This window comes from Streptomyces sp. NPDC101776, from assembly GCF_044766845.1.
Classification (GTDB): Bacteria; Actinomycetota; Actinomycetes; order Streptomycetales; family Streptomycetaceae; genus Streptomyces.
Window position 1 is genome coordinate 111,074 of sequence record NZ_JBIWMV010000017.1, and the last position, 12,371, is coordinate 123,444.

Annotated in this window: 10 protein-coding genes; 5 read left to right on the plus strand and 5 right to left on the minus strand. The window is 70.7% G+C overall.

The annotated features are described in order from the left end of the window. Positions 1-50 precede the first annotated feature (50 nt). Positions 51-923: an MHYT domain-containing protein gene (locus tag ACIRRY_RS37975; RefSeq protein ID WP_403982244.1), complete on the plus strand. Its 873-nt coding sequence runs from the start codon at positions 51-53 to the stop codon at positions 921-923. Between the two features lie 176 nt (positions 924-1,099). Continuing rightward, entirely contained in the window at positions 1,100-1,480 is a 381-nt protein-coding gene (locus ACIRRY_RS37980) for a hypothetical protein (RefSeq protein ID WP_403982247.1), read from the plus strand. A 21-nt stretch (positions 1,481-1,501) separates the two neighbouring features. On the opposite strand, the gene ACIRRY_RS37985 is transcribed toward ACIRRY_RS37980, so the two are convergent. The 3 genes from ACIRRY_RS37985 to ACIRRY_RS37995 form a co-directional block, all read right to left on the minus strand. Continuing rightward, positions 1,502-3,565 carry a restriction endonuclease gene (locus ACIRRY_RS37985; protein WP_403982250.1) on the minus strand — a complete coding sequence of 688 codons (2,064 nt, stop codon included), beginning with the start codon at positions 3,563-3,565 and terminating at the stop codon, positions 1,502-1,504. 138 nt (positions 3,566-3,703) lie between these two features. After that, entirely contained in the window at positions 3,704-5,380 is a 1,677-nt protein-coding gene (locus ACIRRY_RS37990; RefSeq protein WP_403982516.1) for an MFS transporter, read from the minus strand. A gap of 146 nt (positions 5,381-5,526) precedes the next feature. Then, positions 5,527-5,967, minus strand: a complete 441-nt coding sequence (locus ACIRRY_RS37995; protein ID WP_403982253.1) for a MarR family winged helix-turn-helix transcriptional regulator — start codon at positions 5,965-5,967, stop codon at positions 5,527-5,529. Between the two features lie 72 nt (positions 5,968-6,039). Between ACIRRY_RS37995 and ACIRRY_RS38000 the strand changes: the two genes are divergently transcribed. The 3 genes from ACIRRY_RS38000 to ACIRRY_RS38010 all read left to right on the plus strand — a co-directional run bounded on the left by ACIRRY_RS38000 (position 6,040) and on the right by ACIRRY_RS38010 (position 8,822). After that, on the plus strand, positions 6,040-6,927 hold the full coding sequence (locus tag ACIRRY_RS38000) for a PfkB family carbohydrate kinase (RefSeq protein WP_403982256.1): 888 nt from the start codon (positions 6,040-6,042) through the stop codon (positions 6,925-6,927). 80 nt (positions 6,928-7,007) lie between these two features. Next, complete coding sequence (locus tag ACIRRY_RS38005; RefSeq protein ID WP_403982259.1) at positions 7,008-7,205, plus strand: hypothetical protein; 198 nt, start codon at positions 7,008-7,010, stop codon at positions 7,203-7,205. Positions 7,206-7,355: 150 nt separating this feature from the next. Beyond that, a complete protein-coding gene (locus ACIRRY_RS38010) occupies positions 7,356-8,822 on the plus strand; it encodes an FAD-binding protein (protein ID WP_403982262.1) in 1,467 nt (488 codons plus the stop codon). Positions 8,823-8,834: 12 nt separating this feature from the next. Here the strand turns inward: ACIRRY_RS38010 and ACIRRY_RS38015 are convergent, their stop codons facing one another. After that, entirely contained in the window at positions 8,835-10,607 is a 1,773-nt protein-coding gene (locus ACIRRY_RS38015) for a LuxR C-terminal-related transcriptional regulator (RefSeq protein WP_403982265.1), read from the minus strand. 166 nt (positions 10,608-10,773) lie between these two features. Next, positions 10,774-12,183, minus strand: coding sequence for a DHA2 family efflux MFS transporter permease subunit (locus tag ACIRRY_RS38020; protein WP_403982519.1), 1,410 nt, complete (start codon positions 12,181-12,183; stop codon positions 10,774-10,776). Between the last annotated feature and the right edge of the window lie 188 nt (positions 12,184-12,371).

The following is a 12,371-nucleotide window of genomic DNA, read 5'->3' on the forward strand; positions in this document are numbered from 1 at the left end:
CACCGCGACTGCGCTGCCGTCCGTCGGCACGTACGTGAAGGGAACCGCGCATGACCGTCACAGCCACCGCCGCCACCGTCTCCGATTTCTACTACGGTGCGGTGACCCCCGTCGCCGCCTATCTGATGGCGTGCCTGGGAGCGGCCCTCGGGCTGCGCTGCACGACCCGATCGCTGCGCCGCCCGCAGCACAGAGCCCGCTGGCTGGCGTTGGGCGCCATCTCGATCGGCTGCGGCATCTGGACCATGCACTTCATCGCGATGATCGGCTTCAGCGTCGAGGGCGCGCTGGTCAGCTACGACACCACGAAGACGATCCTGAGCCTCTTCGTGGCGATCGCGGTGGTCGCGATAGGGGTGTTCCTCGTCGGCTACCGCGGCGGATCGCCGCTGAACCTGGGCGTGGCCGGCACGGTCACCGGGCTCGGTGTCGCGGCCATGCACTACCTCGGAATGGCCGCCATCCACACGAACGGCACCATTCACTACGCCGTTCCGACCGTGGTGCTCTCCGTCGTGATCGCCATCGCCGCCGCCACCGCGGCGCTGTGGGTGGTGGTCTCCATCCACGCGCTGTGGGCGAGCCTCGGCGCGAGCCTGGTGATGGGCGTGGCCGTGACCGGTATGCACTACACAGGCATGGCCGCGGTCTCCGTCCACCTCACGAACCTGGCCGGGTCCTCGCAGTCCTCGGCCGACCTGGTCGCGTTCCTGCTGGTCATGCTCGCCGGTCCGCTCATCGTCCTCCTGGTCGCCGCCGTGATCGTCATGTTCGACCCCGACATGATGATCGGCGACGCCGAGGCGAAGGCCCTGGAGTCCACGGCCGCCCCGCTGTTCGGCGGCGACTCCGCCTTCCCGCCCAAGGAGCCGGCCCAGGCCGCCCAGTCGGCCCCGCAGTCCCAGGGCCGTACCTCCTGGTGACCTGACGCGGCACCCGCGCGGACAGCGCGGCCTCCCGGACGTCGTCCCGGGAGGCCGCGCTGTCGCTTTCCTGGAGGGGAAACGGTCGGGGCGGCAGGCGATCTGTCCGTGGCAGGTCCCGTCTGGGATGGTGAGGACCGGGCTCGACAGGGGGGCGGACGATGTACACGGAACCTATGGCGCGAGCCGTTGTGGAACCGGCGGTACGCGAGTTGGTACGGCAGTACCCCCGTGGCAGGTCGTTCTCCACGACCGTCACGCTCGGCGGGGACGACTTCAGCATGTGCGCCCACATACGGGCGCGGTGGGCGGCACCCGGGCAGGTGAGGATCGCGCTGGCCTGCTGGGTCGTCAACAGGGACACCGCGCGCCATCTCGGCGACAACCCGCCTGCAGAGGAGGAGATGCGCCTGCCACCGGACGGCACGGCGGAGTGGGACGAGGAACTGACCAGCCGGGTGATCGGCCACCTCGCAACGCGCATGGACGCCCTTGCCACCGCGCTGCCGACCACCGACGGACACCTCACCATCACCGTGCCGCTCGTCCTGACGTAGTCATGGGCGGATCTAGTCGATCTAGTCCACGTCGATGCCGAAGTCCCGAACGAGTTCTTCCAGGCCGCCCGTATAGCCCTTGCCGCCGAGCACGAAGTCCCAGTCCCCGCTCGACCTTCGGCGGAACGAGCCGAGCACGAGAGCGGTTTCGCGTGGCCGGCCGTCGGAGACGTCGAGTCGTCCCAGTTCGTTCAGGCCCGGGTCGCGCAGGCGGATGCAGGCGTCCGTGAAACCGGAGAGATCCGCCTCGGGGTTTGCCTCCGGATCGATGGCCGCTACGAGGACGAACCGGTCGGCCTCGTCCGGCAGGCTGTCGAAGGACACACAGATCGCGGCCTTGTCAGGTGCCGTGGGAGCGAGGGCGCGGACCGAACCGTCCGCCGTCCGGGGGTTGTTGAAGAATACGAAGTGCTCGTCGCTGAGGACGCGGTTGCCATGACAGACGAGAGCGCACACGTCCAGCACGACGCTGCCGGTCCACGACATGCCCAGGACGTTGTAGTCGTCGGGCAGCCGGGTGGCCGAATCGGCGGACGGCACGGCCCGCGCCGGAGCCCGGCGGGCGGATTCGCCGAGGCGTCCACGCAATCCATGGCGGTGCAACAGGTCGACAAGCTCAGCGCCCGGGATCAGTTCGAGCGGCTTTCCGTTGGCGAAGGCGTGCGAACCGGGACCGAAGCCCGACGTCGTCACGAGAACGCCCTTGTTGGCACCGGCGTCCTGGACGGTCCCGTACAGGTCGCGTACGGCGGTGGGCGGAACCGTGTTGCGGTAGCGCTTCACCTGTACGACGATCTTGCCGCCGCGGATCGGTGTCGGGTCCAGCGCGTCGACGTCGACGCCTCCGTCGTTGGAGCGTTGGGTGGTGACCGCCTGCATCCCCATGGCCCGGAAGAGATCGGCGACGAGGTTCTCGAAGAGGATCGGATCCATGCCGTACAGGTCGGGTTCCTCGTCGCCGCCGTGCGCGACCACGCGGTTCCCGACTTCCACGGGCAGGCGACTCGGGCGTACCGGCGTCAACTGGTCCGGGCGGGCCGAGAGTTGGCCGCGCAGCGCGTCGGCCAGGCAACTGCCCGCGTCCACCTGCGCCAGGTGCAGGTCGTGGAACGTCGAACGCGAGGCCATGACGGTGGCCAGGTAGATGTGTCCCGGTCGGCCCGTCGTGGGATCGTGCCCGTCCACGAACCCGTTCATCGCCACCGAGTCGAGGGCACCCAACTCGTCCGCGGCGAAGAGCTGGTGCAGGACGAGCAGCGTGCACTGTGCGAGCACCTCTCGGTACAGGGCCCGGCACTGTCCCACCGGGCGGGAGGTCTCCTTGTCCTGGTCCGTGCCGGAGACGTACCGAACGGACTTGACCTCGGGGATGATGCCGTAGGCGGGCAACTCCCAGTCCAGCACCAGTTGTCGGGCCGCCGGGTCGTAGGCGGCCACCACCTGACGGGGGAACTCCTCCGGCCACGCTGTGGAGGCGTAGAGAGCGCCCGAGAAGTACTCGACCACGGATTCGGGCTCGCGGCGCCTCACCCCCTCGGTCACCTCGACGATGCCGGCGTTGTACCGACGAACCTCGGCCAGCTGGGCATCGGCCCACCGCTGGTACTCCCGCTGGTAGTCCGCCAGTTGCTGCTGTCGGTGGGCCTCCGCCGTCTGAGCCGTCTGCCAGTCCCGCTCGAAGCGCGCCCGCGCCTCGGTCTGCGCCTGCGCCCGGCGACCGGCGGTCCACCCGCTCTGCGTCTGGTACGTGTTGAAGTCCGGCATGGGCACGGGCTGCGCCAACGGTCCCGGAGCGAAGGGCTGGACGTGCTCGGAGCGCAGGAGCGAGGAAGCCCTGAAGGCCGGAGCCCGACAACCCGAGGCGAGAAGGCCTTGCAGCGACGCGACTTGTGCGTCCAGTTCCTCCGTACGACGCAGCGCCTCCGCCTGCCGGTACTCACGATGGCTCTGCGCGGCCCGGCGCTGATAGGCGCGCGCCTGCTGCACTTCCTGTCTCTGTCGTCTGGCTTCCGCCTGCATCTGGCGCTGCTGCTGCCGTTGCATTTCAGCCCAGACGCCGACAACGCCGGTAGAACGACGACTCATGAGGTGCTTGCCCTCCCCGAGGCATTCCGGTTGTCCCCACAACCAGCTGTAACCAGACAACTCTACCCAGCAATTGCCGTGTCGCATATCCACCCGTCAAGGGCGGCCTTCGCGCCTGACCTCGTACGAACCCGCGTGCTACGACGGCCCGTTGGGCCCCGACTGTGAGGCCTCGGGTGTCCCCGCGGGCGTAGGAGGCCGGTCCGTCGGTGACGGTTCCGGGTCGGGTTCGGTCCTGTGGCCGCCGCGCAGCGCCGAGGCGACCGCGGAGACCAGGGCCATGCCCGCGGCGACGCTGAAGACGATGGTCAGACCGTGGTGGAACGGGCCGGAGACCAGGCGGGGGAAGAAGGTGTGGCCGGTGAGGACGGCGCGCTGGGCGGCGGTCACGTGGGCGAGGGTGCCGTTGGACGCGAGCAGGTGCTGGATGGGGTTGTTGCCGAGGAAGGTGGCGAACAGGGTGCTCACCGGCGGCAGCGACGCGGCCTGTTCGGCGGCGCCGGTCGGCACACCGTGAGCCTGGAGCCCCTTGCTCAGTGTCGCGGGCAGCGAGGACGCGAGCCCGGACACCATCAGGGAGAAGAACACCCCGATGGACAGGGCCGTACCCGAGTTCTGGAACGTGGAGCGCATGCCCGATGCGACGCCCCGGTACTCGCTCGGCACGCTGCCCATGATGGAGGACGTGTTGGGCGCGGAGAACATGCCCTGGCCAAGACCGTTGAGCAGCAGCAGCGCCGCGAACGTCCCGTAGTCGAAGTCGATGGGCAGCGCGAGCAGACCGAGGAAGGAGACCGCCACGACGACCAGCCCGACCGTGGAGAACATCCGCGCGCCGAACCGGTCCGACAGGTAGCCCGAGATGGGCCCGGCGACGAGGAAGCCGACCGTGAGCGGGAGCATGAAGATGCCCGCCCACAGCGGGGTGTCCTCGTAGTCGTAGCCGTGCAACGGCAGCCAGATCCCCTGCAACCAGATGATCAGCATGAACTGGAGCCCACCCCGCGCGATCGCGGTGAGCAGGGCGGCCAGGTTGCCCGCGGCGAAGGCGCGCACCTTGAACAGGGCCAGGTTGAACATCGGTTCGGCGATGTGCGTCTCGACGTAGCAGAAGATCAGGAGCAGGACGACGCCGCCGATGAGGCCGCCGAGTACCCAGGGATTTCCCCAGCCGGTGGCGCTGCCGCCGTAGGGCTGGATGCCGTAGGTGATGCCCGCGAGGAGGATTCCGGCGCCCGCCGCGAAGGTGAGGTTGCCCAGCCAGTCGATGCGGCCGGGGCGGCCCGCCGAGGTCTCGCGCAGGCTCAGGTACGACCAGATCGTGCCGGTGATGCTGATCGGCACGCTCACCCAGAACACCGCGCGCCAGTCGACGACGGCCAGCAGACCACCCGCGAGCAGACCGAGGAACTGGCCGGCGAGCGCGGTGATCTGGTTGATGCCGAGCGCCATTCCGCGCTGCCGGGCGGGGAAGGCGTCGGTGAGGATGGCGGCCGAGTTGGCGGTGAGCATCGAACCGCCGAAGGCCTGCACGACGCGCCACAGGATCAGCCACATCGCCCCCGCTCCCGCGCGGAACGGGTCGAGGGACAGCGCGACGGACGCGCACGCGAAGATCAGGAAGCCGATGTTGTAGATCTTCACCCGGCCGAACATGTCCCCGAGCCGGCCGAGCACCACGACCAGCACCGCCGAGACCAGCAGATAGCCCAGGATCATCCAGAGCAGATAGCCGATGTTGCCCGGCGCGAGCGGATCGAGGCCGATACCGCGGAAGATCGCAGGCAGCGAGATGATCACGATCGAGGCGTCCATGGTGGCGATCAGCACGCCGAGGGTCGTGTTCGACAGCGCGACCCACTTGTAGTTCGGCCCGGGAGGCGTGTCCTTACGACGCCCCGAGCGCACGGCACCCGACAGGGACGGCCGAGCACCGTCGCCGGGTATGTGCCCTGTCCCGCTCACAGTCGCTCCGCCAGTCGGTCGAGGAGGGGCAGGGCCGACGCGAGGGCCGCCCGCTCCTCCGCGGTGAACTCGTCGAGGACGGCCCCGAGCCGGTGCACCGACGCGGAGCGCCGCTCGGCCAGCACGGCACGTCCCTCGTCCGTGATCTCCAGGATGCTGCGCCGCCCGTCCGCCGGATCGGGGCTACGGCGGACCAGCCCGCGCTGTTCGAGCAGCGCGAGCGTGCTCGCCATGGCCTGCGGGCGGACCCGTTCCGCCTCGGCGAGGGACGTCGGCGACTCGGAGCCGTCACGGGCGAGCCGGGCCAGGACCGAGACTCCGGAGAGCGACACATCGCCCACGGCGTGCGCCTGGCGCAGGCGCCGCGTCAGCCGGCCCACCGCGAGCCGTAGCTCGGACGCGAGCCGTGTGGTGTCGTTCGGACTGTCCACCTTCATGGGTACTAACACTAGATTTATCAGCCTGGACTGCTCAACCAATTGTTAGTAAATCGAGCGAGGAGGTCGTCGGTGGAGAGCGGACGCCCCACAGGACTGTTCGTCGGGCTGTGCACCCTGGACGTCATCCAGCTCGTGGACCACGCCCCGGGCCCGAACGAGAAACTCACCGCCCGGGACCAGGTGGTCGCCGCGGGCGGCCCGGCGGCGAACGCGGCCGTGGCCTTCGGCCATCTCGGCGGTACGGCCACCCTGCTGACGGCGATCGGCCGCCACCCGTTGGGAGCCGGCGTGGTCGCCGACCTGAACGCCCTGGGCGTGACCGTGCGCGACCTGGCCGCCGACTCGACGCGCCCGCCCGCCGTCTCCACCGTCCTGGTGACCGCGTCCACCGGGGAACGCGCCGTCGCCTCGACCAACGCGACGGCACACCGGCTCGCCCCGCCCGACGACCTCGACGCGCTGGTGGCGGCCTGCGACCTCGTCGAGTTCGACGGCCACCACATGCAACTCGCCGTCGCGGCGGCCCGTTCGGCGCGTGCCGCAGGCCGCAAGACCCTTTTCGACGGCGGCAGTTGGAAGCCCGGCACCGAGAACCTGCTGCCGTTGCTCGACGTCGCCGTCTGCTCGGCCGACTTCCACCCGCCCGGCACTCGCACACCGGCGGACACGCTGCGCTTCCTGCGGGACCACGGGGTCGGCTGGTCGGCGGTCAGCAGGGGAGCGGACCCCGTTCTGTGGGCGGGCCCCGACGGCGAGGGCACGATCGAGGTGCCCACGGTCCACGTCGCCGACACGCTGGGCGCGGGCGACGTGCTGCACGGGGCCCTCGCCCATCACCTCGCACTCCAGGACCGCCTGACCTCGGAGGGCTTCACCGAGGCACTGCGCACGGCGGCCACCGTGGCTTCGCGGGCAACCGGCTCGTTCGGCACGCGCGTGTGGATGCGGGAGGGGTGACCCGGGCCGACACGTCCAGACCTGAGAAGATCATCAGGAACGTACGCGTCACCGGGCCGTACGAACCAGGGGTGGGAAACATGACCGTTGTGCTGCTACTGCTCGGCGTCCTCGTGCTCATCATCGGCGGGTGCGCCTGTGTGGTGTGGGCCGAACGCGGCGGGCCCCGCTGGGCGCGTGTCGTGGCGACCGTGACCCTCACCGCGAGCGAACTGCTGCGCAGCTCCGACAAGAAGCGTCGGCGGGGCCTGAACTCGGGCAGCCAGGGCGACGACTAGCGGGGCGGGCCGTCGCGGCACGTGCCGAACCGGTCGGGGGAGGCATCGAACGGGTCGGGGAACGCGCCGCGACGGAACCCGGTTCGGCACCCCAACATGCCTAGACTGAGCCGTCGTTGATCGTTTGACGGACGGTCTCAGGAGGACCACATGCCCCGCACCCCGTCTCGACGCACCGCTCTGCGCGGCCTGGTCGCAGGCTCAGCCGTGGTGATCGGCTTTGATCCCTTCTCCCGCAGTTGGGCGGTGACCGACTCCGGCGGAGAACTGAGCGGACTTCCGCACCTGGACGGGACGCTCCGCACCGACGACGCCTCGCTCGCCGCCGACGCGGACGACTTCGGGCACATCGTGCACCGGCGTCCGGCCGCGGTGCTGCGGCCCGGTTCCGTGCCGGACGTCGTCGCGATGGTGCGGTTCTGCAATCTGCACGGGCTTCGCGCGGCCCCGCGCGGACAGGGCCACGGTACGAACGGACAGGCACAGGCCGAGGGCGGCCTGATCATCGAGACCGAGCCGCTCGCCTCCATCGGGCCTGTGCGGACGGGCAGTTCACGTGTCACGGTCGGCGCGGGCGCCAAGTGGAGCGACGTCGCCAAGGCGGCCATCGCCCACGGTCTGACCCCGCCCGTCTTCACCGACTATCTCGAACTCTCCGTCGGCGGCACCCTGTCCGTCGGCGGCCTGGGCGGCCAGAGCCACCGGCACGGCGCCCAGGTCGACAACGTCCTCGAACTCGAAGTCGTCACCGGAGCAGGGGAGTTGCTCCGCTGCTCCCCGACCCGCCACCCCGGCCTCTTCCACGCCGTGCTCGCCGGCCTCGGCCAGTGCGCGGTGATCGTCGGCGCCACCCTGCGACTGGTGCGCGCCCCCGAGACCGTACGGCACTACCTCCTGCCGTACGAAGACCTGCGGACCTTCCTCGACGACCAGCGGCTCCTCGCCACCGAGGGCCGTTTCGCCTACGTCGAGGGCCAAGTGAGCCCGGACACCGCCGGTGCCTTCAACCAGTTCGCCATCGAGGCCGTCGCCTACGGACCGCCGGCGGGGGACACCCCGGACGACACCGTCCTCCTGCGGGGCCTGCGCCACAACGCGTCCGGCGCCCAGATCACCGACCTCGGTTACTACGACTTCCTCGACCGGCTAGCCCCCTCCGTCGCGGCCCTGAAGGAAGCGGGCCTGTGGGCCTACGCCCACCCCTGGCTCAACCTCGTCCTGCCGGGCCGTAGCACCGCGGACGTGGCCGGCACCCTGCTGGACGCACTCACCCCGGCCGACCTGGGACCCGGTGTCGTCCTCCTGTACCCCCTGTTGCGCGAGCACCTCCACGCCCCGCTGCTGCGCATGCCCGACGACCCGGTGCCCTACCTGTTCGCGGTCCTCCGCGCCGCGCCGCCCGAGGACACCGCGACCGTACGACGTCTGCTGGGCGCCAACCGGTCCGCGTACGAGGCGGTCCGGGCGGTCGGCGGAACCCAGTACCCGGTCGGCTCGGTCCCCTTCGAACACGCCGACTGGAAGCGGCAGTTCGGGCCGGTCTGGAAGCGTTTCGCCGAGGCCAGGAAGACGTACGACCCGAAGGGGATCCTGGTGCCCGGGCAGGGCATCTTCTGATCGCCGGCGCCCCTAGGACTGGTCCGGTGGCAGCTCGGCCAGCGCGTCGCGCAGTGCGGCGCGGCTGGCCACGCCCAGTTTGGGGAAGAGCTGGCGCAGATGGGCGGCGACCGTGCGCGGGGAGAGGAACAGGCGTTCCGTGATCTGCTTGTTGGTGAGTCCGGCCGCCGCGAGGAGGGCGATCTCCCGTTGCTGGGGTGTCAGTGACGCCGGGCCGGTGACCCCTGCGGCGCCGACGGACAGGCCGGTCGCCCGCAGTTCGTTGCCCGCCCGGGCGGTCCAGGGGCGGGCGCCGAGGCGCTCGACCGTGTCGATGGCCTCGGCGAGTTGGGTGCGTGCCTCCGTCGTGGACTTCACCCGGCGGAGGCGTTCGCCGTAGGCGAGGCGGACCCGGGCCAGTTCGAAGGGCCAGCGGTCGGTGCCGGGGACCGCGAGGGCCTCCTCGAAGAGATCGATCGCCTCGTGGTCCACGGCCGCGACGGCCGCCGACGCCTTCACGAGCAGGGCGAGCCGCGGCGAGATCGCGGCGACACCCGCCTCATCTGCCGCCGCCGTGTGGGCAGTTGCCTCCTCGGTCCGGCCCGTCCGGACCGCGGCCTCGACGAGATCCATCATGACGAACAGCGCCGGCGGGACGTGCGAGGCGAGTTCCCCCGCGCGGCTGATGGCGCACGGGTGCCGGTAGGCGTCCTCGAAGCGTCCCTGGCCGAGCGCGGCGAGCGCCCGCGCGTGCGAGGCGCACGACAGGTAGGAGCCGACCCCGCGCGGTCTCGCCCACAGGGTCATCTCGTCGGTCAGGGCACGGGTGGCGGTCTCGTCGCCACGGGCCGCGGCCACCAGCGCACGCTGGTACAGGAACTCCTTCGACAGCAACTGGTAGCTGTGGGCCTCGCCCAGATCCCGGCCCTGTGCGGCCTGCGCCTCCAACTCGTCCCACTCGCCCGACACGAAATGGTCCCGGCCCAGATACACCAGCCCCTGGATCTCCACGGTGAGCGAGCTGTTGTCCCGCCCGTCGCGCAGCACACGCCGCAGCGCCGTCCGGCACGCCGGCAACCGGTCGACGTAGAGAGAGGTCATGGCGAGCCGGATGACGCGGACAGGGTCGGCCTCCCGGTCGAGAGCGGCGATGGCCTCGTCGAGCTTCCCGAGCGCGGGCGGTGCCGTGCGCGCCGGGTCGGCCATCGTGCTGAGCGTCAGGGCGAGTTGGTCCGGGACCTCCGGTTTCAGCAGGCCGAGCGCCCGGTGCAGCGGCTTCCACAACTCCGTGCGCTGACTGCTCTGGCACAGCCAGGCGAGGGTGTACAGCGCGTCGATCATGGTGGGGTCGGTGGCGTCGTAGGGCTGGTGCTGCATGTCGATCGCGCCGACGAGCAGCCGGTGCGCGGTGTCGAGGTCGCCCTCGCCGCTGAGGAGGATGTGGTGGGCCGCCGCGACGGCCGCGACCAACGGCCCCGCCCGGCCGCCGTCGGCCAGCCGTGCCTCCTCCAGCAGCCGGGGCACATCGCGCAGATCACCGGTGAGATCCGCGCCGAGATAGGCCGCCTCGGCGATGCGGCGACTGCGCTCGTAGCCGCGTGGACTCAGCTCGGCGGCGCGCAGCAGGGCGACGATGGCGCCGCCCTGCTGCGCGCCGCCGAACGTTGTCCTGGCCAACCGCGAGTTGGGCCCGGAGAAGATCATCGCCCTGGCCGAGGGGATCGGCGGTCCGGTGCCCGAGGAGCAGGCGAGGGCCGTCTCCCAGGGGTACAGGGAGCTCGCCGGGTGCACGACCGCCGTGCTCAACTCCCGGGAATCCTGGCCGGTTTCGCCGGTCGGCTCGTGAGGACGGCGACCGGTGCCGCCGCCTCCATCAAGGCTCTCCTGGAAGGGACGTCGCCTCCACCAGGACTTTCCCGAAGGGGACATCGCCTCCATCACGGCTCTCGCGAACAGGACTTGGTACGCCTGCTCAGTGCGCCTCCTCGTGCCGGCGTCGTAGCGGAGCCTTCCCGCCGCCCGCCGCGGTGGTGCCGCGGGCCGCGGCACGGGCCGGGCCGTCGGGGATCGTGAAGGCGAAGACGGCGGTCGCCGCGGCGAGGGCGGCCAGCGTCAAGTAGGCGTGCTGGTAGGCGGAGATGGGCGGATTCGCCGCGGCCGCCGTGGGCGTGCTCAGGACCAGGGCCGTGGTCACCGCCGCCGGTGCGAAGGCGCCCCCGGTCTGCCGTACGACCGTGTTGAGAGTGGAGGCCTGGGCCAGGTCCTTGCGGGAGAGGGTCGCCAGGGAGGCCACCGTGGTCGGCATGAAGACCCCGCCCATGCCGACGCCGAGCAGGAACATGTAGCCGCGGAAGGTCCACAGGCTCGTGTCCTGGTCGCAGGTGGCGAGGAGCAGCAGGACCGCGCTCACCATCGCCAGTCCGCTGCCGATGATGATCCGGGGGCCGACCCGGGAGTAGAGGATTCCGGCGATCTGGACGGTCAGCAGGACGCCGAAGGCCTCGGGGAACGTGCTCGTGCCGGACTCCAGGGCGGAACGCCCCTGTCCCTGCTGGAGAAAGAGCGGGCCGAGGTACATCGCGCCGAGGATCGGCACCAGGCCCACCAGATTGATCAGGTTGGTGTCCCGGAAGAGCCGGTCCGCGAAGAGGCGGAGCTTCAACAGCGGCTCGGAGACGCGCAGTTCGAAGACGACGGCGGCGGCGAGCAGGACCGCGCCCAGGACGAGGGCGGTGACGACGGAGGGGGAGGACCAGCCGCGGTTGGGACCCTCGCAGACGCCGAACATCACCCCGCCCAGCGCCGCCGCGCTCAGCAGCAGCCCGGTGAGGTCGAAACGGCCGGGCCGGTGGCCGCGGTGCCCGGCGAGGAACAACACCCCGAACAGCACGGCGGGCAGGCCCAGCGGCAGATTGACGTAGAACACCCAGCGCCAGGACAGATGGTCCACCAGCAGTCCGCCGAGCATGGGGGCGACGGCCGGGGCGATCTGCTGCGGGATGATCATGTACCGCGAGATCCGCACCTGCTCCCAGGAGTTGAAGGTGCTGTAGAGCAGCGACGACGCGGCCGGGAACAGCAGCCCGGAGGACAAGCCCTGCACCGCGCGGGAGGCGACGAGCTGACCGAGGTCGGCCGCCGCGCCGCACAGCAGGGACGAGGCGAGGAAGGCGCCGAGGGCGGTGAGCAACACGCGTTTGGCGCCGAACCGTTCGACCAGCCAGGCGGAGGCGGGGATGGCCATGGCCAGGCAGACCGGGTAGACCACGACGACCCCGTCCAGGGCGGCCGTCGTCAGGTGGAACTGGCGGGCGATCGACGGGAGTGCCACGGTCGTGATCGCTCCGTCGACGATCGCGATGAACGTCACGCAGACACACATGACGGGGACGACCAGCCGCTGGCCGGGGCGGAAGCGGAGCGGTATTCGGGAGACGAGCGGGACACGGGGGACACGAGGGACGGGAAGGCGTCGGAACGGCAGCACATGCTGAGCATACTCACTATGTGAGTGCTCATTGTCGCCGGCCGAGGCTCGTACAATCGGCCCTCATCACGGAACGGGGAACG